22 protein-coding genes and 1 tRNA gene are annotated in these 23,250 nt (G+C 48.2%); 8 read left to right on the plus strand and 15 right to left on the minus strand.

Translation table 11 applies throughout. The features are described from left to right. Positions 1-34: 34 nt before the first annotated feature. The 3 genes from ACRCZA_RS11000 to mutY all read right to left on the minus strand — a co-directional run bounded on the left by ACRCZA_RS11000 (position 35) and on the right by mutY (position 2,052). Positions 35-110: transfer RNA gene (locus ACRCZA_RS11000), tRNA-Phe, on the minus strand. Positions 111-679: 569 nt separating this feature from the next. Beyond that, the gene (locus ACRCZA_RS11005) at positions 680-958 is read right to left on the minus strand and encodes an oxidative damage protection protein (RefSeq protein ID WP_438674480.1); all 279 of its coding nucleotides are present in this window, start codon (positions 956-958) and stop codon (positions 680-682) included. 2 nt (positions 959-960) lie between these two features. Continuing rightward, entirely contained in the window at positions 961-2,052 is a 1,092-nt protein-coding gene (gene mutY, locus ACRCZA_RS11010) for an A/G-specific adenine glycosylase (protein WP_438674481.1), read from the minus strand. A 203-nt stretch (positions 2,053-2,255) separates the two neighbouring features. Here mutY and trmB point away from each other — a divergent pair, with 203 nt between their 5' ends. The 6 genes from trmB (at position 2,256) to ACRCZA_RS11040 (ending at position 7,366) form a co-directional block, all read left to right on the plus strand. Continuing rightward, positions 2,256-2,972 (plus strand): tRNA (guanosine(46)-N7)-methyltransferase TrmB, encoded by a 717-nt coding sequence (gene trmB / locus ACRCZA_RS11015; RefSeq protein ID WP_438674482.1) that lies wholly within the window; start codon positions 2,256-2,258, stop codon positions 2,970-2,972. Positions 2,973-3,028: 56 nt separating this feature from the next. Further along, positions 3,029-3,355, plus strand: coding sequence for a YggL family protein (locus ACRCZA_RS11020; protein WP_438674483.1), 327 nt, complete (start codon positions 3,029-3,031; stop codon positions 3,353-3,355). Continuing rightward, positions 3,355-4,269, plus strand: a complete 915-nt coding sequence (glsB, locus tag ACRCZA_RS11025) for a glutaminase B (protein ID WP_438674484.1) — start codon at positions 3,355-3,357, stop codon at positions 4,267-4,269. Before ACRCZA_RS11020 ends, glsB begins: the two co-directional genes overlap by 1 nt. Positions 4,270-4,462: 193 nt before the next feature. Beyond that, complete coding sequence (locus ACRCZA_RS11030; protein WP_438674485.1) at positions 4,463-5,269, plus strand: YggN family protein; 807 nt, start codon at positions 4,463-4,465, stop codon at positions 5,267-5,269. A gap of 550 nt (positions 5,270-5,819) precedes the next feature. Then, positions 5,820-6,761 (plus strand): LysR family transcriptional regulator, encoded by a 942-nt coding sequence (locus ACRCZA_RS11035; protein WP_438674486.1) that lies wholly within the window; start codon positions 5,820-5,822, stop codon positions 6,759-6,761. 260 nt (positions 6,762-7,021) lie between these two features. Next, complete coding sequence (locus ACRCZA_RS11040) at positions 7,022-7,366, plus strand: DUF3634 family protein (protein ID WP_438674487.1); 345 nt, start codon at positions 7,022-7,024, stop codon at positions 7,364-7,366. Positions 7,367-7,571: 205 nt separating this feature from the next. Here ACRCZA_RS11040 and ACRCZA_RS11045 read toward each other — a convergent pair whose 3' ends face one another. The 11 genes from ACRCZA_RS11045 to ACRCZA_RS11095 form a co-directional block, all read right to left on the minus strand. After that, positions 7,572-8,144 carry a DUF3833 domain-containing protein gene (locus ACRCZA_RS11045; RefSeq protein ID WP_438674488.1) on the minus strand — a complete coding sequence of 191 codons (573 nt, stop codon included), beginning with the start codon at positions 8,142-8,144 and terminating at the stop codon, positions 7,572-7,574. After that, positions 8,132-8,752, minus strand: a complete 621-nt coding sequence (locus ACRCZA_RS11050) for a chalcone isomerase family protein (protein WP_438674489.1) — start codon at positions 8,750-8,752, stop codon at positions 8,132-8,134. The genes ACRCZA_RS11045 and ACRCZA_RS11050 overlap by 13 nt, the downstream gene beginning before the upstream one ends. Before the next feature lie 66 nt (positions 8,753-8,818). Continuing rightward, on the minus strand, positions 8,819-9,484 hold the full coding sequence (locus ACRCZA_RS11055) for a DUF2878 domain-containing protein (protein WP_438674500.1): 666 nt from the start codon (positions 9,482-9,484) through the stop codon (positions 8,819-8,821). A gap of 27 nt (positions 9,485-9,511) precedes the next feature. After that, positions 9,512-10,765 carry a class I SAM-dependent methyltransferase gene (locus ACRCZA_RS11060; RefSeq protein ID WP_438674490.1) on the minus strand — a complete coding sequence of 418 codons (1,254 nt, stop codon included), beginning with the start codon at positions 10,763-10,765 and terminating at the stop codon, positions 9,512-9,514. A 1-nt stretch (position 10,766) separates the two neighbouring features. Next, complete coding sequence (locus ACRCZA_RS11065; RefSeq protein ID WP_438674491.1) at positions 10,767-11,693, minus strand: DUF1365 domain-containing protein; 927 nt, start codon at positions 11,691-11,693, stop codon at positions 10,767-10,769. Then, positions 11,690-12,940 (minus strand): NAD(P)/FAD-dependent oxidoreductase, encoded by a 1,251-nt coding sequence (locus ACRCZA_RS11070; protein ID WP_438674492.1) that lies wholly within the window; start codon positions 12,938-12,940, stop codon positions 11,690-11,692. The genes ACRCZA_RS11065 and ACRCZA_RS11070 overlap by 4 nt, the downstream gene beginning before the upstream one ends. After that, positions 12,937-13,728: an SDR family NAD(P)-dependent oxidoreductase gene (locus ACRCZA_RS11075; protein WP_438674493.1), complete on the minus strand. Its 792-nt coding sequence runs from the start codon at positions 13,726-13,728 to the stop codon at positions 12,937-12,939. The genes ACRCZA_RS11070 and ACRCZA_RS11075 overlap by 4 nt, the downstream gene beginning before the upstream one ends. Next, entirely contained in the window at positions 13,725-14,180 is a 456-nt protein-coding gene (locus ACRCZA_RS11080; protein ID WP_438674494.1) for a nuclear transport factor 2 family protein, read from the minus strand. The genes ACRCZA_RS11075 and ACRCZA_RS11080 overlap by 4 nt, the downstream gene beginning before the upstream one ends. Before the next feature lie 21 nt (positions 14,181-14,201). Continuing rightward, positions 14,202-15,662, minus strand: a complete 1,461-nt coding sequence (gene phrB / locus ACRCZA_RS11085; protein ID WP_438674501.1) for a deoxyribodipyrimidine photo-lyase — start codon at positions 15,660-15,662, stop codon at positions 14,202-14,204. 218 nt (positions 15,663-15,880) lie between these two features. Further along, positions 15,881-16,834, minus strand: coding sequence for a YbgA family protein (locus ACRCZA_RS11090; RefSeq protein ID WP_438674495.1), 954 nt, complete (start codon positions 16,832-16,834; stop codon positions 15,881-15,883). 117 nt (positions 16,835-16,951) lie between these two features. After that, positions 16,952-18,193 (minus strand): DEAD/DEAH box helicase, encoded by a 1,242-nt coding sequence (locus ACRCZA_RS11095; protein WP_438674496.1) that lies wholly within the window; start codon positions 18,191-18,193, stop codon positions 16,952-16,954. A gap of 292 nt (positions 18,194-18,485) precedes the next feature. Between ACRCZA_RS11095 and ACRCZA_RS11100 the strand changes: the two genes are divergently transcribed. Continuing rightward, positions 18,486-20,909 carry a Lon protease family protein gene (locus ACRCZA_RS11100; RefSeq protein WP_438674497.1) on the plus strand — a complete coding sequence of 808 codons (2,424 nt, stop codon included), beginning with the start codon at positions 18,486-18,488 and terminating at the stop codon, positions 20,907-20,909. A gap of 185 nt (positions 20,910-21,094) precedes the next feature. Here the strand turns inward: ACRCZA_RS11100 and ACRCZA_RS11105 are convergent, their stop codons facing one another. Beyond that, a complete protein-coding gene (locus ACRCZA_RS11105; RefSeq protein ID WP_438674498.1) occupies positions 21,095-22,162 on the minus strand; it encodes an alkene reductase in 1,068 nt (355 codons plus the stop codon). Positions 22,163-22,295: 133 nt separating this feature from the next. Here ACRCZA_RS11105 and ACRCZA_RS11110 point away from each other — a divergent pair, with 133 nt between their 5' ends. Next, positions 22,296-22,877, plus strand: coding sequence for a TetR/AcrR family transcriptional regulator (locus ACRCZA_RS11110; protein WP_438674499.1), 582 nt, complete (start codon positions 22,296-22,298; stop codon positions 22,875-22,877). The last annotated feature ends 373 nt before the right edge of the window (positions 22,878-23,250 follow it).

Raw genomic sequence — 23,250 nt, forward strand, 5'->3', positions numbered from 1 at the left:
GGTAACAAATGGTTAAAACTCATTACCTTAATAGTGGTGCCCGAACCCGGAATCGAACCAGGGACACGAGGATTTTCAATCCTCTGCTCTACCGACTGAGCTATTCGGGCAACTAAACTAAGCGTTAGTTAACTACTTCGATTCAACTATGTTTAGCTTGGTCATCAACACGACCTCGTTCGAAGTGGGGCCATATTAACGAGGTCAACGCGGTGCTGCAAGCGCTTTTTCCTGCCAACCGATTCGTTCGGCGCTTTAATGCACAGCTTGCGCATTTTTTGTCTACTCTCGGCATCCTAAGCCTACTGAAGGGGGCGATTAAACCATATGTTGCGCTGAATATGTCAGTTTCAATACTCGCAAGCACCGATGGCGTGAGCTTATCTCTGTTGATAGGTAAAGGCTCTTAGGCGCACTTTTGTATTAACAGCACTCTTGAATTAACAGCAATAGGAGATTTAGGCGGGGGTAATTCGAAAATTAAAGAAGGATTATGAGTGGCCAAGTAAACCAAGATTGCAGTGATGGGTATCAATATGGGCACTCAATGCTAACCACGGTCAGCCAGAAATCTACAATCTCTGAGATATATACGGTCTGTTACTCAACTATCTGCGGTCACTCAAGCCAAAACGCCACTGGGCGCGTTGGCTTGTTGCTGCGATACCAGATACTCACATTAATCTTGGTCTTTTTCTGGTACATAGCCTTCAATTTCAACGTCTTTACCTTCAAATAGGAAAGACGTCATTTGCTCTTCTAAAAATTGACGGTCATCCAGCTTCATCATGTTAAGCTTTTTCTCATTGATCAGCATGGTTTGCTTTTTTTGCCATAGGCCCCAAGCTTCTTTGCTGATGCTATCAAAAATGCGCTTACCTAAATCACCTGGATAAAGTTGAAAATCGAGACCGTCGGCTTGTTTATGTAAATAGACACAATTGACTGTACGCGCCATGATTATTCCTTACTGACTGCAGATTGTACGGGGGAACCCAAATTGGCTAGCACGCGCTCGGTTGCGGCAGCGAGCCCCACTTTGGAAGGATAATTGATGTTATACCAGAGAGCCTGATGTTGTTCCATAATACCGCCCACGCGCTCATGCCGACCCACAGCATGAGTTAAATTAAGCAACATGGGCTGAATATCTAAATGAAAGTGGCTAAAAGTATGTCTAAAGCCGGTTAACCATTCGAGTTGCTTAGCATCAAAGCCATTGTTTTCAATATAAGTGTTAAGTTCAGCTTGAGTTGCAAATTCAGGAAAACACCAAAGCCCTCCCCAAATACCCGCGGGCGGACGTTTCGCTAAAAAAACCTGATTATCCTGCTGTAGCACTAACAGCCACGCGGCTTTGGTGGGGATGGTTTTTTTAGGTTTTTTACCCGGAAACTCGCTTTGGCGGCCCATAAGCTGCGCCTTGCAATCAAGGGCTACAGGGCAGGCGGCACAGTTAGGTTTACTGCGGGTGCAGATACTGGCGCCGATATCCATCATAGCCTGATTATATTTCTGGATTTCCTGCTCGGGCGTTACGGCATCCGTCAACAACCAAAGCTGCTCTTCAACGCTTTTTTGTCCTGGCCAACCAGCAATCGCACCATGCCTTGCTAACACCCGTTTGACATTACCGTCGAGAATCGAGTGATGCTGTCCAAGTGCTAATGACAATATCGCGCCCGCCGTCGAGCGGCCAATGCCCGGCAGCGCCAGCACTTGTGCAAAATTGAGTGGAAAGCTCCCCTGATAATCATCGCGGATCATCTTGGCCGCTTTGTGTAAATTGCGCGCTCTCGCGTAATAGCCAAGCCCGGTCCAATAATGTAATACCTCATCCTCTGGCGCATTCGCGAGCGCTAACACATCGGGGAAGCGCGCCATAAATTGAAGATAATAAGGGATAACAGTCGCCACCTGAGTTTGCTGCAGCATGATCTCAGAAACCCATACTCGATATGGGGTTTTATCCTGCTGCCAAGGGAGAGTTTTACGACCGTGAGAGTCGTACCAAGCAACGATACGGGTAGCGAAGGAGGTTGTCGATTTCATCGGCGCAGTGTAGCGAGTGCCGCGGGCTTAAACAAGCGTAAAAAAGCAATTAATCGAGGCGTTACAGTACTTAAAACCATTGCGTGATTCGCGCTAGCAAATAATCTTGATATACTTCATTTCCATTAGTGCTTGCACTGTATGTTGAACTTTGGATAATGCCCTTCTTTTTATGATGGTGCTGTCCACGAGACGAGGCAAAAATGAGCGAAGTCACTACCGCTGAATTTAATGAAGAAGGCAAGTATCTGCGTAAGATCAGAAGCTTTGTCCTGAGAGAAGGTCGCCTAACTAAAGGCCAAGCCCAGGCGATTGAAAGCCAATGGCCAACGATGGGCTTAGATTACAGCCCTACGCCACTCATTCTTAACGACGTTTTTGGCCGTGATGCCGAAACAGTGCTGGAAATTGGCTTTGGCATGGGCGCCTCATTAGTGCAAATGGCTAACGCGGCACCCGAGCAAAATTTTATCGGTATTGAAGTACATAAACCCGGTGTCGGTTCATGTTTAAGTGATGCTGCGATTGCGGGCGTAACCAATTTACGTGTGTATCATCACGATGCCATGGAAGTGCTAGAACATGCGATTGCCGATGGCTCGCTAGCCAGAGTGCAATTGTTTTTCCCCGATCCTTGGCATAAAAAACGCCACCATAAACGCCGTATTGTGCAAGCGGAATTTGCAGAACTTATCCGCCGTAAGCTCAAAATTGGCGGGGTGTTCCACATGGCAACCGACTGGGAAGAATACAGTGAGCATATGCTTGAGGTGATGACTGCCGCACCCGGTTATAAAAATCAGTCAGCCGATGGCACTGTGGTGCCGCGCCCTGATCATCGCCCTCTAACCAAGTTTGAGGCCAGAGGCCATAGATTAGGCCACGGCGTATGGGATCTGATGTTTGAGCGTATCGCTTAACGCAACCTATTCACGCTATCCATTTTAAGTTTTTTAACACAACGGGGAAAATCACAATGGCAACGAATCGTAGCCGTCGTTTACGTAAAAAAATGCGCGTCGATGAATTCCAAGAGTTAGGTTTTGATATCACTTGGACTTTCGACCCTACTGTCTCTGAAGCTGAGATTGACACCATCGTTGATAAATTTATCGATGAAGTGATTGAAGCCCGTAAACTTGGTTTCCATGGTGGCGGCCATATCGAATGGGAAGGCATTATTGCGACCCAAAGCATTGGTAAATGCACCGAGGAAGATATCGCAGCAGTGAAAGCATTCTGGGCGGAGCAAAAAATTACTCAGCTCGACGTGAGCGAACTGTACGACATTTGGTGGAGTTAATGCCGCCATTGGCATTACTTGAGGAAGTGGTCGACAAAGTTCGACCCTTGCTCGGCCAAGGCAAAGTGGCCAATTATATCCCCGCGCTGGCAAATGTTAACCCACATAAATTAGCCATTGCCGTCACCACCATTGAGGGTGAAACCTTAGGTGCAGGAGATTATCTTGAGCCCTTTTCTATCCAGAGTATTTCCAAAGTCTTTAGCCTAACCTTAGCGTTAACATTATATGAAGAAACCGAGATCTGGAGCCGCGTAGGCAAAGAGCCCTCTGGCCATTCATTCAATTCTTTAGTCCAAGTTGAGTTAGAGCGCGGCAAGCCCCGCAATCCCTTTATCAATGCAGGCGCATTAATCATCGCCGATTTATTACAGAGCCGTTTAGGAGCCCCTAAACACCGCATGCTCGAGCTCGTAAGGCAACTGAGCCAAAACGATAAAATTGGTTTTGATAAGCAAGTGGCCGAGTCCGAATATCAACACAGTGCCCGCAATGCGGCCATCGCCTACTTAATGAAGTCCTTTGGCAATTTCCAAGGGGGCGTCGATACTGTGCTGCGCACCTATTTCCATTACTGCGCCCTTAAAATGAACTGCGCAGACTTATCTAAGGCAATGTTATATTTAGCAAATCGAGGCAAAACCCTCGATGGAACCCAACTCATTTCTAAGGTGCAAACTCGGCAACTCAACGCCCTATTGGCCACCTCAGGCTTGTATGATGGCGCGGGTGAATTTGCCTACCGAGTGGGCATGCCGGGTAAAAGTGGCGTGGGGGGTGGCATTATTGCCGTGATCCCCGGCGAATTGTCTATTTGTGTATGGTCACCCGAACTTGACGCCCAAGGAAACTCCTTAGCCGGCACAGCGATGCTTGAGCGCTTAAGTCAACGCCTAGGACGCTCCATTTTTTAAGGTTATTTTTCACCTGCGGCTTTCGGCTAAAAAACCGTGAGTTTAACCACCTACACCTAGCTATAGCCAGCGCCTGCCAGGATTTAAAAGAACCTTAACCTATAAAATCAATATATTAAAAATTTGGCATAGCTGATGCTTATCCATCATTTAGTGGTGATATTTTCAATACGTAAACTAAAGGATGGACCCAATGCCAATGAAAAAACCGATGATGAGCATAACCGCTGTGCTGCTTTTAGCCGCCTCAAGTTTGCCCCTGGCGGCGCTAGCGCGCGCCGACAGTTGTGAAGTTTCATTAAATTATGATGTTCGCGTAGCCCCCCAAGAGGTCGTATTTAGCGACAAAGGCCAAGAGCAATATCGCATCGAAAACGATCAGCTCTACATCGAAGGCCAGCCCGTCAACTTAAGCTCACAGCAGCAAGACTTAGTACGCCAATACGCTAACGAGATAACCACTCAAGTCCCCCAAGCGATTGAATTAGTAGATGATGCTGTATCTCTGGCCTTCCAAACCCTCAGCCACGTGGTGACCCCGCTGCTGGGCGATAAAGCCAGCAAGCAATTTGATGAGCAAATGGCAGGCCTAAAAAACCACATGGGGAACCTTGCTTACCAACAAGGGGATCAGTTTTACTTAGGCGCAACCGCAGCGTCGATACAAAACACCTTTAATCAAGAATTCGAGCAACAAGTCGAAGAATTAATGCAACAGGCCATCGGCACCATAATCATGAATATCGGCGAACAAATGGTCCTTGAAGATAGCGAGAACTTTGACACAAAAATGCAGGGCTTTTCGGAAAAAATGGCAACCGTCAGCCAAGTGATAGAGCAAGATCTTGAAGCCCAGTCTAAGACGCTAGAAGTTAAAGCCCAAGAGCTATGTGGCAGATTTAACACGCTCCGAGCGCTTGAGCTGCGCCTTCGCCAACAAGTGCCAGCGTTAGCGCCCTACACCTTAACGTCGCACACGCTCAATGCCGCGCGAGAATAACCATAACCATAATCATAACCATCAAAAATAACGACTTAAGCCCCCCTCATCCTGCTAGGCGCAGTTTGTGCGTACTGTAAGAAGGCGTTCAAACTGCGCCCTAACGCTATGCCTGCAAGCGGTTATTGCAGGCAGTTTAGCTTTACCTCCCCTTATCGTACTCAGAATGACCACCTAACCGCTAGGCAATATCACCTCGGTTGGTGACAAAGGTTGGTAATAAAGGTTGCCTACATAAGGTTGGTTACAACAGCAGTAATACTGCCGAGGATTTAGTATGGAATTTAGTTCGGAATGTTACATTCTGAAGACGAATATTTGGTATACTGCCCGCCATAATAAAAACTGATCATTGACATCAGTTAACATACTCTACTTCAGCGGGGTTTTCGGTCTAAATATCTGCAATAGCTCATCTTATTGCAAGATAATCATTCCGCTTGATTGCTGAGCAATGTTGATATGAACGCGGTTTATACCAACAATGTTTACGCCCAAGCGAAAACCGAGATTTTATATCATTGTCGTAAACTGCTTAAGGCAACTTTCAATGTTAGAACTGTTAGAACCTATTGCGATTTTTACTCATGTGGCTAGAGCCGGTAGTTTTAGTTCCGCCGCAAGAAAGCTTGGGATTTCTAAATCTAAGGTCAGTACGCAGGTGGCGGATCTTGAACATAGACTTGGTGTCCAATTAATTCAACGTACTACTCGAAGCTTAAGTCTGACTGAAGCCGGACATTTACTCTACCTGCAAGGGGAAGAGCTACTTCGTGATGCAGAACAAGCCATTGCCAGTGTCCATAATTTAAACGATGCCACCCGTGGTGTACTAAAGGTTGGTATATCCCAATCTGTGGGTGCCATGCATATCATCCCTGCCTTACCCTCGTTTATGGCAAAGCACCCGGAATTAGAACTGCAAGTCAGTTTACTTGATCATAAAGTCGATGTGGTCAGTGAGGGCTTAGATTTACTACTGACGATGTCTGAACAATTGCCATTAGGCATGGTCGCCAGACCCCTCATGAAAAGCCAATTTTTATTAGTGGCGTCACCCGATTATATTGCCAAACACGGTGAACCGAGCCGCCCTGAACAGTTAGTTGAGCATAATTGCTTGGTATACCAAGGTGAGTGGCATGAACACAGTATGTGGCAATTTCGCAAGGGCGATGATTATTGTGAGATTGGTGTATCAGGGAATTTCAGGGTCGATAATGCCCCTGCCCTAAAATCGGCGGCCATTAGTGGTCTTGGTATCGTCTACTTAGCCAGTTACCTAATGGAAGATGAAATTACCAAGGGCACACTGGTACCGTTATTAAAGGACTGGCAATTAACCCATCACCTACCATTACAAGCCGTGTATCCCCGCCGTAAACATCTTGCCCCTAAGGTCAGTGCGTTTATCGAATTCATCAAAGATCATATCGGCAACCCGCCCTATTGGGATATCCCTTACGCTGAATTGTTTAGCCAACGTCAATAACCCTGAACAAGCGTATCGATAACAACGGCCGAATGGCATTTCGGCTGTTGTTTGCAGCGCTAAACTCTCACCTGTGCTAAAAACCCATCCCCAAGGCTGCGCTAAGTCACTCGCCTTTAGTTTATCGTGTTGTTCAAAAGATGAACCTCATTTGATCGCCAAGTCAATTTTGTGTACTGACTCACTATTCATCCCCTTTAGAGCAGAGTATCTTTATCCTATCGCTGCAAAATTTGTTTGAGCATAAGACAGGAGGTGTTATGACAGCCAATATCGGTAAACTCATCGTCGTTATGATAGGTTTGTTTTTGATTTACAAGCTTATTTTTAGTAATAAAAAAGGACTCACCATTTTTGAAATGCACTTTAACGATGGTCGAATGACCCATCACAAAGGCAAAATCCCTGAACGCTTTGAGCGTGAATGCCGTCAGCTTGCCAAAGCTGAAAAGCTGAGTTGCACCATCAAGGCTGAGAAATTAGCCGATGTCCGCTTACACATTTCAGCCAATGTCAGTGGTACGCTGCAGCAAAGGATCCGAAACCTCTTTCCTTTTGAGTATTACGATAAAAAAGTCACCGATAATCGCCGCCAAGCGAGATAACCGCCCACACGCGCAACCTTAAGGCTGTATGAGCCAAGGTTGCGATAAGACACTGTTCTGCAGCAGTGCCGCACTGAATGACTCCCATCATAGGGCGTAGGATTGCTTGAGTTTGTGCAACCGGCTGACTTAGCCGACTCACTCATCAAGACTCATCGAGCGGAGTCAGCCAGCTTAGGCTGGCACGCTGATGGCGCGAGCGGTGTTAAATGGCTTGTTTTTTTAATGACGCATTTTTTTGAATAACGAGGGTCACCTTAGCGACTGTGATGCCAAATTTAATAATATCACTTTGATTAATAATCGTTTTATCATTCACGAGAAACATCCAGTCGTCAAAATGAACTTGATATTCCTCACCCTCTACTGGCAGCAGCATGTCGTAGCGCCACCGCAGGGCACTGCCGCGAGCTTCCCCTTGAGCGACGCCCAGAATGTCCCCCGCCGTTCCCGAATATCGCCCATTACCTAATGCTTTGATTTTCCATACGCGCGTCTGGGTTTCACCATCGTCATACACAAACCATTCGTTAATCACACCTTCATTACCCTGCCAGTGGGCCTCCATAGTGACATTAAATTTACGGACCACTTTGCCACTGATATCTTGAACCATACCGGCGGCCGTCAGAGGGCCATTAAAAAAACGCTCTAACACTAATGCAGGCTGTGTATCTTGGTAATCCGCCACCTCGACCGTCGTACAACTGCTTAATCCTAGGAGCAGCAGGAGGCTTAAGGCGCTATTTTTGAGCGCAGTCCAACTTAACAATCGCATGATTTTTCTCCGAGTAACTGCGCCCGCAAATCAGGGCGACTGGTGTGGGGTGACAACCAAATGGCCAAAAAGGCCTCGGCAAAATTAGGATCCTCAATTTGGGTTAGGGGCTGTTGATTAAAGAAAAATTGGCTGGTCTGCCCATCGATAATGTTAAAGCTTAAATGATCACCGGATTTAACATCGGGCCATACCGCGGTCAGTAGACCAAGCCAGCGGCGGATATCCTGCTCTGGAAAATGTAGGTGCTGCCACTGATCTTGGGTAGCACTGAGTAAATCCTTTGCAGCAATATCGCGATAATATTCAATATCTAAGATCAGAGGATATTGCCCCGGCTGATAACGCCCGTTTAGCGTCATCAAGCGCGCTTTGTACAAACTAAACCATAACCAATCCATTTCTCCGCGGCCGACTTCGATAAAGGCTGCGGCGTCGCTCCTTGGCGTTGCACCAAAGGGGGCAGTTTGGCTCGCTAGGCTGTTGGCCGCCAATGGCCCGAGCGGTACCAGCCATAATAGGACGGCACCCAGCGCTGCACACAAAAAGTTCGTGAATAACCGCGGTGGTGTTAAGGCATGGACAACATATTGGCAATAAGATGGCATAGGATCCTCCTACCCTCAACTCAGATGTAACTCCCAAGAGCTTTAGACTCAAGGATGAAAACGCTATCAACCCAAAATGCGCGATTTCACTCGATAGCGGCCATAGGGCTTAGCAAGTTGCAGCGCAACAGGCAGTAAAATAAGCCAAATAAAAAACAGAATGATCCCTGAGTGTAGCGTGCCATAGGGTAAAGTTACCGCATTAAACTGCGCTCCAGACACATAACTAAGCGCCCCAAAAATACCGCCAAACAATGCTTGAACTCCCAAGGGCAAAGCGCCCATAAAAGCCAAACTGTGATTGAGACTCAAGGCAAAGTGCAACCACAAGCAGCACAGCCACCAAGGAAAGGCGGAAAACTCAAAGACCCCAAGGGCCATGAGGCCGATATCAATCGCGATCCCTAACCCAGCCACGTTGAGCATTAATCGGCTATCCGCCTTGGCGTGATATTGCCAGCACTCCGGCGCGCTGCCATGAGTCATTACAGACTCTTTGCCACTGTGTATCTCACCCTCTCGGTCGCACACGTTGCCATTTTTCAAAGCCGGGTGAGACGTTGCTAACCACGCGAGGAGTACAAAATGCAGCAGCAACAACGGCACGGTGAGTAGCAATCCTTGATTAAGCCACAGCACGCTAACCCACCATACCAACTGAAAACTCAGGGCATTGTAAATAATCCATCCCGCGCCTTGGTTAAAGGAGGCGCGCCCCGGCACAGCCCTCATGTTGACCTCATCTGCGGCCACAGCATCTCATTGTCCTTGGACGCTGGGCAGACGATAACCGGGTCTGACCGCAACCAAATGCACAGTACTGGTAGTACGCTCTAAAAAGCCGCCTTCGCAGTAACTTAAATAAAATTTCCACATGCGAATAAAATCCTCGCCATAGCCTAAAGCTTGGATCTCATCGAAGGCGGCATCAAAATTAGCCTGCCAATCCCTTAAGGTTTTGGCGTAATCGAGCCCCATATCATTGATAGACCAAACCACCAGATCCGTGCGTTCGGCAAGATGGGTCACCATTTGGCTCACCGAGGGTAAGCAGCCCCCAGGGAAAATATAACGCTGAATAAAATCAACACTTTTTCGATAACTATCATAACGTTGATCGGCAATGGTTATCGCCTGCAGCAACATGCGCCCGTTAGGTTTTAATAATGACGCCAATTTTTTAAAAAAAACGGGCAAATATTCATGGCCGACCGCCTCAATCATTTCAATCGACACGACCCTATCGTATTCGCCGCTAAGCTCTCGGTAATCTTGGGTTAGTAAGGTGACAGTTTGGCTCAGCCCCTCGCGCTCCACCCGGGCCTTGGCGTAGGCGTATTGCGCATCGGAGATGGTGGTCGTGGTCACGCTGACGCCATAATGCTTGGCGGCATAAATCGCAAGTGCCCCCCAGCCGGTACCAATTTCCAATAACGTTTGTCCGGGGTGTAAATCGAGCCTATCGCAAATGGTTTTAAGCTTTATCTGCTGCGCTTCTTCTAAATCAGTCTCCTCATTGGGATACAGCCCACTGGAATAGAGCATTTCTTTATCAAGAAATTGCGCATACATGGCATTGCCTAAATCATAGTGGGCGAGAATATTCCGCTTTGAGCCAGTCGCTGAATTACGATTAAGCACATGCTTAAAGCGATTAATCGCCCCGGTTAACCATGATAATTTGGCCTCAATCCTATCGAGCAAGGCTAAGTTGCGGGCAAAAATCTGCACCACTTTGGTCAAATCTGGGCTCGTCCAATCTCCCTGAATAAAAGCCTCCCCCGCACCAATCGACCCCGAAAGCAGCACTTGCCGATAAAACCGTGGATGATGAACGACTAAAGTGGCATGCAGGTCCTGATGGTTATCACCAAAACGATAACTTTTATCCCGCTCCACTATGGTTAAACAGCCCTGGGGCAAAGTGTTTAGCGCCTGTAGCAGGACTTTTCGCGCCAAACCGTCGGGGAGGCTTTCTGTTGTGAGCGCACTTGGCGAAACCGTATTTTCCATCTTATTTCTCCATTTGAGCGGGATGGGGCACAAAAGGCACACGTTTAACAAAGAGAAGGAGCGCTTGCCAATAGATCCCAAGGACAATCTTAAGTGTCATAAAAGGGCAGCGCAGCAACAAGGTACGAAGATTCGTCGCGCTAACGGCTTGGCGCTGCATCGTCAGGGTGGCATTAAAAAGTGTTTGTCCCTTGGTATGCACTAAGGGGCGGGCAATGTCATCGGCACTCGCCGTGGCGGTTATTGCGGCCGCGTCATGCAGGCGAGCGCGCTTAGCAATGTCAGTGCTCTTAGCACTTTCCGACCGAGCTGAATCGTCAATAACTATTGGCAATCGATTGTTTTCAATGGAAATTCTTAAACTGTCACTGGGCGGTGAAACCCGCCATAGATAACGCATATTCAAATCCATAAAGGGAGAAACATGAAATACCTTGTCCGACGGTGCTTGGGCGGTTAAATCCACTAAATAGCAATGACGCTCATTCCAAGGAGTATTACTGACCTCGGCCAGCATATATAGAGGCTTTTGATTTTTATAACAAAAGTAAAAATTCACTGGGCTAAAATACCACCCAAAATGGCGGATTTGGCCAACAAACAGCACCCGATCACATGGGGTGCCGGCCCCCAACTCAGCGATTTGTTTAAGCACTCTACGCTTAAGGGCCGCAACACTTGGATCGCTGATAGGCGCTTTTGTTGCCTTAGCACCTTGGCGAGTAAAAGTAGTAAGGTAATCCCGCGGATTAAATCGTAGTAATGCCCAGCGCTGGCTTGCAAAAATTCGCCCCATACGACTCAGCTCATCGACTTCATCTAAATCGATGGCTATCAGCGCCATGTTATAGCTAAAGCTATGTTTAATAGGCGTAAAACGGCAATGATATACACTGCCATAATAGATACCGCTGTTAAGTGGTGTCATAGCCTTATTCCAAAGTGCTCACAGACATCGAGCGCGCTGCGCACCCCATCCTCATGGAAGCCGTTGTACCAATACGCGCCAGCATAATGGGTATGGGAGTGTCCACTTATCTCCCGGCGGCGACTTTGCGCCTTAAGGCTTGCCTCGTTAAACACAGGGTGAGCATACTTAAAACGGCGAATAATCTTTGCTTCATCAAGCAACTCTGATTGATTTAACGTCACGCAAAAGGTGGGCGCACTTGCGGGCAGTTGCTGCAAAATATTCATATTGTAGGTTACCGATGCGGGACGTTTAAGATCACCATCTAAACGGTAATTCCAGCTCGCCCAAGCGGCTTGGCGCTTAGGGAGGATACGGGTATCGGTGTGCAGCACCACATCGTTATCTTGGTACTGCAAGTCCCCTAAAATGGCGCGTTCGGCAGGCGTAGGATCAGTCAGCATCTTAAGTGCTTGATCGCTATGGCAGGCGAGGATTACCTCATCAAAGTCCAACCACTGCCCTTTTACCAGTAGCTTAACCCCTTGTGCTAAACGTTCGATGCCACTGACTGGGGAGTTTAGGTGGATATTATCCTTAAAGGGCGCAATTAACTCCGGCAGATAACTGCGCGAACCACCCTCGAGCACATACCACTGGGGTCTGTCGCTGACATTTAATAGGCCATGATGTTCAAAAAACTGAATAAAAAACCGTAATGAAAAGGCGCGCATATCTGCAATGCTAGAGGACCAAATTGCCGCCCCCATTGGCAAAATATAATGCTCGGCAAAAAATGGCGAAAATTGCTGCTTATCAAGGAAATCCCCTAAATTACCTTCGGGGTAATTATCCAATTGATAGATAAGCTTGCAGGCTTTATTAAACCGCAAAATTTCATTTAAAAACCGCCAAAAACGCAGACTAAAAAGATTACGCTTTTGGGCAAATAAACTCGCAAAATGGTGGCCATTATACTCAAGGCCAGTCAGCGCGTGGTGCACGCTAAAACTCATTTCGGTCGGCAGGATATTGACCTTGAGCCGCGCCAATAGCCGCTCAAAGCGCGGGTAGGTTCTATCATTAAACACAATAAAGCCAGTATCGATGGCGTAGGTTTGGCCCGCATGCTGTACATCAACCGTGGCGGTGTGCCCCCCAATATAGTCATTGGCCTCAAACACCGTGACCTTATGGGCCTGACTTAAGAGATGAGCGCAGGTCAATCCCGAAATACCAGTACCTACAATTGCAATATTCTTCATTGACTTACATCCTTTTGCGGCTTGGTCTTATTAGGGGTCATCAGGCGCTGCCAGAGCGCTGCAGGCAAAAACGACAGCAGTTTTAAAAGATAAGTAAAACGCTTTGGGAAATGGATTTCCCGCTGGCCGCGTTGGAGCCCAAGGCGGATTTCCCGCGAGGCTGTCTTTACATCCACTTGCATGGGCATCGCAAAATCGTTTTTAGCGGTAAGCGGCGTTGCCACAAATCCTGGGCAGATAACGCTCACGCCAATCTCATCATGAACAAGATCCAGCGCTAAACTCGCCGCTAAATACTGCACTCCCGCCTTGGACGCGCCATAGGCTTCAGCCCGGGGAAAGGGTAAATAGATGGCGCTAGAACTCATTAACCCTAAGCGCGCCCCCTTTGACATTAAGGGTAAAAATGCCCCGAGGCAGTAGCCCATCGCCACTAAATTGGTATGAATAACCCGCTCAAACAACACGTCATCAAACGCTTTAGCCGCATCAATATATTCACAATTGCCCGCGTTAAAAATCGCCAGATTAAGCTGGCACTGTTCCTTAGTTAAGTACTCAGCCACCTTAGCCGCAGCTTGGTGCACCTCATGGCGTTGGCCCACATCAAAGGCAAGGAGCATTGCGCCGCTGAGCACATCGGCGCCAAGGGCGCTTAACTTATGCTCATCTCGGCCGCAGGCAATCACCTGCCAGCCTTCACGCAAATAATCTTGGGCAAGCTCAAGCCCGATCCCTGAACTTGCCCCCGTAATGAGCACCGTTTGTGATGGCGTTAAGGGCATCATTTGGCCACCCTCACTTTCACTGCGCGGATGAGCGGCCCCATACAGGGCAACTGTTCATAAAGCATTTGCCCGATATCAAAGTAATCCCGGTGGAACTCAATTTTGTGGCTAAATTTTAGCTGGCTCATCCCATCAACCCTAATGAGTGCCCCTTGATTTAACTTAGGATGGGCATAGTGCATTTGCCAATAGAGCGCGGCTTGAGTGTCAGTTTGGTGAATTTCTTTGATATCAAATTCAATATGCTTAATATTTTCATAAAGCTTGCCAAAATACCGGGTCAAAGCCTGCAAGCCTTCGATGCGATGAAGCGGATCGACAAACACAATATTATCGGCATAAACCTCGGCCAAACGCGGTAAGTTATCCTTATTTAACGCCTGATAGAGTCTGATAAACTCATCCACTACCTTGCTATTGGCCGACGCCATCGCCCCCTTGCTTGCCATCATGTTCTCGCTCCTAAACAACGCTTATCCAACTTTGGCTTTCTTGAGTACCGCTAACACAGTTAATGCTCTAGCCCTTGCGGCGCGGTGGTCCACTATCGCACAAGGATAAGCAAGGGCTTGCGTGTCAAACAGGTCATCGCAGGACCTAACACTGGGGTGATGCAATTGTTGATTGTCCCAAGCTGCCAGCTCTGGTAAGAACTTACGGATAAAACGGCCATCTGGATCAAACTTTTCACTCTGGCTCATCGGATTAAAAATGCGAAAATAAGGCTGGGCATCACAACCGCATCCTGCCGCCCATTGCCAGCCGCCGTTATTGGCCGCCAAGTCGCCATCTAACAAATGTTGTCGAAAATAACGCTCCCCCCAACGCCAATCGATCAATAAATGCTTGGTGAGAAAACTGGCCACTACCATCCGCAGGCGATTGTGCATCCAACCTGTTTGCTTGAGTTGTCGCATCGCGGCATCGATGAGCGGATACCCCGTGCGCCCTTCGCACCAAGCGCGAAACTCAGCAGGATCATTGCGCCAACGGATATGCTTAGCCTGAGAATTAAAGTTATGATTTTTAGATAACGCCGGGAAAGCCACCAATAAGTGCCGATAAAATTCACGCCAAATAAGCTCATTTAGCCAAGTCCGCCCGGGGCTAGTGTCATCCACTATCGCCTCAGGAAAACGATGCAATAAGGCAGCAACGCATTGGCGGGCACTCACGACCCCAATAGCTAAATAGGGCGAGAGGCTACTGGTGCCATCGATGGCGGGGAAATCTCTATTTTGCTTATAGCGATGCACTTTTTGTGCAACAAACTCGGTCAGTAAGCGCTGTGCAGCGCCTTCCCCCGCCGGCCATAACTCGCTAGAGACTGTCGTTACCCGGGGCAAATGAATGGGAGCGGGGTCAACGGCGATATGGCTCACCGGGCTTGGCACGCCAAGGGGGGAGATGGCACGCTCCGCGGCCAGCGCTCGCCACTTGCGGCTAAACGGGGTAAAGACACGATACATCTCACCGGATTGATTAAGCACTGTGCCCGGAGCAAGCAGACAATGCTCCTCAATTAACTGCAGCGGCACTCCGGCCTGAATACAGGCTTGGTCACGCCTGCGCTCGTTTATCTCAGGCTCCGCCCCAGCAAACACCGCCCCCACGCGCTGGCTTTGGCAATAGTCCTTGAGAAAATGGGCAACCTCATCGAAGCTATCTAACTGGATAACCTCCAATTCAATCCCTAAAGCCGCCAAGGATGTTGCGAGCAAATTAAGATGGCGCTCAATAAAATCGAGCTGAATGGGGGCGACATCATGCAATGCCCACTGGGCAGGAGTGGCAATATATATCGCCTTTAGCCTTGCAAGGTGGGTTCGCGCCCACTCACAGCTCGCCGTTAAGGCTTGATTATCCTCAAGGCGCAAATCTTGGCGAAACCACATCAAGACCTGTGCATCCGGCGTGGCTGTAGCAGTGGGCATCTTAGAGGATAATACGGCGTTCTGACTTTGCATCATCGTGGTCTCGGTTTAGCGCCAAGGTGATTGAGTACATGCCTGCTTATCACTATCTTCATGATATTTATTAAGATAGTAATAAAACTGCCGTCAATCGTTACCAACAACTGGCAGGCAATTGGTGGACATCGCTCATATTGAATATCGCCAGCAGTAGACATAGCCAATACGAGACAACCTCGCTAGTAGGCATAGCGTAGCTTCAACTCCTCGGGATGAGGATTAAGGTACACCTGATCTTCAATATAGGGCGTAGGAAATTCCCGTAAATAATGGTTTATCAGGGTAATAGGCACCAGCAATGGCAATAATCCTTGGCGATATTTCATAATGCTTTCAGATAGCTCTAGCTTTTGCGCTTTACTCAGATGCTTTTTGAAATAGCCTTGAATATGCTGCAACGTACTGGTGTGATTTTTACGGGTGGCATTGATTTTAAGGGCCGTCATAAACCCTTCAAAATAACGGCTCGCCGCCACATCAAGATCCTCAATATTGGCGACAATCGGCCCTAATTGCCGATACCACTGCGGACTATGAGCCATTAACAGGTATTTATAACGAGAGTGAAATTTAACTAACTTATGCTTGGTGAGCCCTTCATGTTTCATTTGCTGCCAATCGTGATAGGCGTAAACCCGTGTAAAAAAGTTCTCCCTGAGCACTAAATCGTGTAAGCGCCCTTCCTCTTCAATGGGCAACAGCGGATAACGCTCCATCAACTTGCGGGCAAACACCCCTATCCCGGATTTCGTGCCATTGTTAGTGCCTATTTTATACTCGGTCACCCGCTCCATGCCGCAGGTGGGAGATTTTGCGCACAGCACATAGCCGCCAAGAAAATCAAGCTCTTGTACTTTAGCGTCACTGTATTGGGCCAGTTTAGCGGTAACATCGAGGCTACCGTCGCCGCTCTGCACCAAAATGGTTTCACCGTCGCGCACCAGCCTGATACTTTTACGCGGTGCGCCCATGCCGATGGCTATCTCAGGACAAATGGGCACGTAATCAAAAAACGCGCCAATCTCTTGGGTACAATAGGGAGAATGTTTATGCCCACCGTCAAAACGAACCTTTTGGCCCAATAGGCAAGCGCTGATCCCAATCTGAATTCGCAGTGGATTGAACTTGTACATTCGCAGACTCCTTGTATCACCCTGATGCCCATTACGGACCATAATGATAAAAAGATCAAACTTTTGTACGTTTTTTTAAAACAACTCAATACATAAAAGCAACACGGTGCGACGCGTTCATTTACGCCCACCATGGGCACGCCTTTTAGCGCGCTGTTTTTGTGCAGCTTTGCTATGACGTCTTGGCTCTGGCGGCAATTTATCCAAATCAGGTTCAAAACCGGGATACCATTGCTGCGCCAAACGCTTATCAAGCACAGTTTCAACCTCTTCGAGTAACAACGCATCTTCTGGGCTAAATAAGGTGACAGCCAGCCCCGCGTTACCGGCTCGGCCAGTACGACCAATGCGATGAATATAATCTTCAGCAATAAACGGCAGTTCAAAGTTAATGACATAATTTAATTCTGCAATATCAAGCCCTCGAGCGGCAACATCGGTCGCCACCAGCACCTGAATTTGCCCAGACTTAAATGCCTGCAATACCTGTTCACGCGCGCCTTGGGACAAATCGCCGTGAAACGCCTGCGTCGCAATGTGCTGCTGATTGAGTTGCTGCACCAACCTATCGACACCTTGTTTCGTGCGGCTAAAAATCAACACTGGCTGCCAATTTAGCGTGCGAACCAGATGACAAACAAACTCAACTTTACGATCACTATCTATCGCATATAAACGCTGCTCGACCTGGGAGGCTGTGGTGTTACGCTTGGCCACCTCAATGCATTGAGGTTCACGTAATAGGCTTTTGCTTAAATTGAATATGCGGTCATCCAAGGTGGCAGAAAATAGCAGCGTTTGCCGATTCGCGGGTACTTGCTTCAGTATGGCCTGAATCTCATCCATAAAGCCCATATCGAGCATGCGGTCGGCTTCATCAAACACTAATGTCTGTAATTGATTAAGCGTTAACGCCCCTTGGCGCAAGTGATCGAGTAAGCGCCCTGGCGTGGCGATTAGCACATCAATCCCAGCGTTAAATACTTCAACCTGCGCCGCAATGCTTACGCCGCCATAGGCCACACCGATACGGATATCGGTATCTTGGGCATAGTTGACAAAGCTTTGCTGTACTTGCAGCGCAAGCTCGCGAGTAGGCACTAACACTAAGGCGCCAATCGCTCTAAAAGCTCCCTTATCAAAGGGCTGAGACATCAACCGATGTAAGATAGGTAAGGCAAAGGCGGCCGTTTTACCGGTACCGGTTTGAGCGCCAGCGAGCATATCCCGTTTGGCCAATATGGCCGGAATGGCCTGAATTTGGATAGGCGTGGGCTGCTGATAGCCCAATTGAGCTAAGTTATTTAATAAGTGGGCATGTAAACACAAGGAACCCCAAGAGCACGCATCAGAAGACATGGATAATCACCGCAAACCATAATGGCGCCAATGTTAGCAGACCGAGCGCCATGGAACTAGATTGCCCACCCTACCGACAGCATTGATATGCAGTGTTGATCGCCATTGCCTCTCTAACGACAAACATTAACCTTATGGATAATGAGCGAGCGCCACGTTACCGCGCGGATATTGACAGCACCACTATTGACAGCACTTACATTGACAGCAATGTGTATTAACAGCGCTTCCATTGACAATAATGCTATCTTATTGTCTAGAATAATAATATTAAGGCTTAACAAGGATACTTATGCCCGCCGAACATGCTTGCCTCATCAGCCAACACCCCGCCATGTTATTAACACCTAAGCAGTTGTATCGTCAATCAACACTGGCCGCCTTAGCGCCGAACTGCCAATCGACCGCCGATCTGACCCCACTTAACGATATCGTTGGCCAAGAACGTGCGCAGCAAGCGGTGGAATTTGCCATGGGCATCAAAGACAAGGGATATAACATTTATGCTATCGGTCAAAATGGCCTAGGCAAACGTACTATGATGCTGCGTTATCTCAGTCGCCATGAGCCCAGTTATCACCGCTTGTACGATTGGTGCTATGTCGTGAACTTTGACGACAGCCGCAGCCCTAAGGTACTCAAACTTGCCGCCGGCACTGGGCTTGAGTTTAAAAAAGCCATTGAAAAACTCATGCTTAAGTTAGTCAAAGCCCTGCCCATGGCCTTCGATAACGAAATGTATTATGCCAGAGCCGACAAACTCAAAAGTCAGTTAGCGCAAAAGCAGCAAACGGCCTTAAGCGAATTAGCTGAAGAGGCCAAGCAAAAGGGCATTAGCCTTAGTTTAACACTGCAAGGGGATTACCAAATGGTGGCCCTGAAAGGCGATGAGCCCCACGACGAACAATCCTTTAACGCCTTGAGCGAAGCTGAGCGCAGCCAGTTTGAAAGTCATATCAATGGCCTCGAAGTCAAACTGCGCGGGATCATCCGCCAAAATACTGAATGGGAAGAAGAATTTAGCGATACTCAGCAGCAACACGATGAACAAGTGGCCAAAGATGTGTTGATCCACTTTTTCAAACCATTGAAGGACAAATACAAATCCCAACCCGAAGTGCGCGCATTTTTGAGCGGCATGCAGGCCGATATCATCGACAACTTAGATATCTTTTTAGAAGAGAGCGAAGAGCAATTGGCCCTTGCCTATGCCTCGCTCGAAAAAAAAATGCCCCGCCGTTATCAAATCAATCTGCTGGTAGCCCAAGGGGCACAAAGCTTCCCGGTTATTGTTGAAGAAAGCCCGAGCTATCATAGCCTTTTTGGCTACATCGAAAGCGCAACCTTCAGAGGCACAGTGTTTACCGACTTTTCCCTGATCCGCTCGGGCAGCCTGCACAAAGCTAACGGCGGTGTCTTGTTAATGGATGCGGTTAAAGTGCTGGAGCGCCCCTATGTCTGGGATGGGCTAAAACGCGCACTGCGCTCCAGAGCCTTAGATTTAAGCTCCCTCGAGCGAGAGGTGTCCTTATCTGGCACCATTTCATTAGCCCCTGAGCCTATTCCATTAGATGTTAAAATCATCCTCTTTGGCGATCATGAAACCTATCAACTGTTGCAGCATTATGATCCTGATTTTAGTGAATTATTCAGGGTTACTGCTGATTTTGAAGATGTGATGGATCGCACTGATGTGTCAGAGGCTCACTATGCCCGCTTTATCGCCAGCATAGTGCATGATAACCAGATGCAGCATTGCGAGCGAGATGCCATCGCTAGGATTATTGAATACAGCTCCCGCGAAGCTGAGGATCAGCAAAAACTCTCCCTGCATTCGGCCAATATTGCCAATCTGCTGCGGGAATCTAACTACTGCGCCAAAGCGGCCGCCAGCGATAGGATCCGCGTCATTGATGTTGAGCAGGCACTGCATAATCAGGTACAGCGGGTGTCGCGCTTACAGAAGCATATGATGGAAAGCTTTATTAATGGCACCACCTTAATCACCACCCAAGATAAAGTGGTAGGGCAAATCAATGCGTTATCTGTAATTGCAACGTCGGATCATCAATTTGGGATCCCTAACCGGATCACCGCAACCACCGCCTTTGGTAAAGGTGAAGTGTTAGACATTGAGCATAGAGTCAAACTGGGCGGGCGCATTCACTCCAAGGGCGTACTCATCCTCACGGCTTACTTAGCATCGATGCTCGGTAAATATGCCACCATGCCATTGATGACCTACCTCACCTTTGAACAATCCTACGCTGGCGTCGACGGCGACAGCGCCTCGATGGCCGAATGCTGCGCCATTATCTCCGCGATAAGTCAATTGCCGATCAGGCAAGATATCGCCATCACCGGGTCGATGAACCAATTTGGTGAAGCTCAACCCATAGGTGGCGTGAATGAAAAAATTGAAGGATTTTTTGATGTGTGCAACATCAAAGGACGATTACCGAGCCAAGGGGTGATTATTCCTGCGGCCAATATTCATCACTTAATGTTAAGAAAAGACATTGTCGAGGCCGTCGAACAGGGGCAATTTCACATTTGGGCCATCACCCACGTCAGCCAAGCCATGGCCTTATTGCTGGAAAAAGACCCTGGTTGCCAAGTCGCCAACCAGGCCCACCTCCCCTATCCCAAGGACAGTATTTTTGGGATTGCCGAGGAGCAACTTAACCGGTTACGTAAGCGTGGCAAATCGGAATAACCTGCAGCGCCCACCGTGGCTTACATAACGCGAGTCAACATAAAACACGCACGCTTAACATAAACACCTACGACCACAATGGCAGCCAACCAACGCCAATATGCCGCCCTCAACCACCTATCATCGGTGCTTGAGGGCGGCAATAGACACATTCAACCGTAAACGAAATCTAACGAGGGCAACCGTTAGACTAAGGTTGCCAGCATATCATCGCGATAGGGCACCAACTCAGCCCCCGAGCGCAGGCGCGCAATATAATCTGGATTAGCAATAAACGGACGCCCAATAGCAATTAAATCAAACTGATTAGCCGCAATCGCTGCGCTTGCCATTGGCGCAGTATAACTGCCAACGCCGACCAAGGTCTGGCCATAATGGCCACGCACATAACTCGACACCCGTCCGCCTAAATAATCAAACTCCATGCTGTCATCAAAAATCCCGATATGGACATAGGCAAGATCACGAGTCTCAAGCTCGGGCAATAAATAGTCAAATACCTCACGGTCACGGCTATCGGGAGCCATATTAAAATAGGCTCCGGGGGAGAGGCGTAATCCCGTTCTGTCTTTACCAATTTTAGCCACCACGGCATCAACCACCTCTAGGGCAAAACGCGCCATATTCGCAGGCGTGCCACCGTAGGCATCGGTGCGACGATTACTATCATGGTGCAAGAAGGCATCAATCAAATAACCATTGGCCCCATGGATCTCTACGCCATCAAAGCCCGCTTCCATGGCATTTTGCGCAGCCTTGGCATAATCATGGATCAGCCCTTGAATATCATCGAGGGTTGCAGCTTTGGGCGTAACATAAACTAACTCACGCATTCTGGGGACTGAGCCGACAACCGGTTGGGCAGAAGGAGCCAGCACCTCACCCCCGCCAAAAAAGTGGGGATGAGCAACTCGGCCTGTATGCCATAACTGTAAAAACATTTTGCCACCTTTGGCATGCACAGCATCGGTCACTTTACGCCAACCGGCAATTTGCGCTTGGGTAAAAATGCCGGGAGTATTTGGGTAGCCTTGCGCATCCGGGCGAATAATCGTCGCCTCGGAGATAATCAACCCGGCCTCGGCACGGCGGGCATAGTAAGCCACCATATCATCGGTAGGCACCAACGCTGCATCAGCCATGCAGCGCGTTAATGGCGCCATAATAATCCGATTGTTGAGGGTGAGCGTGTCATTGAGCTGATAAGGTTCAAATAAATTTGCTAATGCAGCGGTAGTGGTATGCGAGGTCATGATCCTGATCCTATTGTTGAATATGCATTCAAGATAGCTTTACTTGAACAAGCATTCAAGAACATTTTTGAATGTTTGTTCAAATAAAGCTAAAATCAGCGTGGCCTATTTATACCACAGTGAAATTAATCTAATGCGAAATGCAGAATTCGACAGAGAGCAGGTACTGCGTGCGGCGATGGAGGCCTTTATGCGTAAAGGATACAGCAAAACCAGCATGCAAGATCTTACCCAAGCCACAGGCCTGCACCCAGGGTCACTGTACTGCGCCTTTAGTAATAAGCGCGGGCTACTGATTGCCGCAATCGAGCAATATCAATCCGATCGTAATCAACAATTCCAAGGGATTTTCGGCCACAGTGACGATGTTCTCGGCAATCTAACAGCCTATTTGGACCATATCGTACTTGAGTGTTTAAGCTGTGATAGCAGTCAAACCTGCTTACTGACTAAAGCCTTAAATGAAATTGCTGAACAAGATGATGAAATCCAAGCAATTATTAATCACAATCTGCATCAGTGGCACCATGCGCTCACCGCCCAATTTGAGGCCGCGGCAGCGCAACATAAACTCAGCGGTGAGCGCAGTAGCAGCCAACGCGCCCAATATCTGATGATGGGCATTTACGGTTTAAGAACCTTAGCCCATACCCACCCTCAGGCCGATACCTTGCAACAACTGGCCGCGCAACTACTCCACGATGTTTGTTTATAACGCCAACCGCCATTACCGCCGTAAACCTGCCATATAGACCTCACATGCTGCAACATCGGCAAGCATGCAGCACAAGTTCCAGGCATGCAGCACAAGTACATCGTGGCAAAGTGCGTTTTGGAGTACATTTTCGAGTACATCGTGACAAAGTGCATTTTGGCCGCCCTGCACATATATGAGGGGGACAGACGAGTAAACCGGTGTGAGCGCCACATGGTGGCAACGGATGACACTCGCAACCACCTATAATCAACATAGAGAGTCAGCCACACTCCCCAACTAAAAGCGACAGCTAAGCTCGCGCCTTAAGATAACCGCGACAGAGTTTGAGCTTATCTGGTTAACCGATATGACGTCAGTTAACGCCGATGAC

Source organism: Shewanella sp. (assembly GCF_051658185.1).
GTDB lineage: Bacteria > Pseudomonadota > Gammaproteobacteria > Enterobacterales > Shewanellaceae > Shewanella.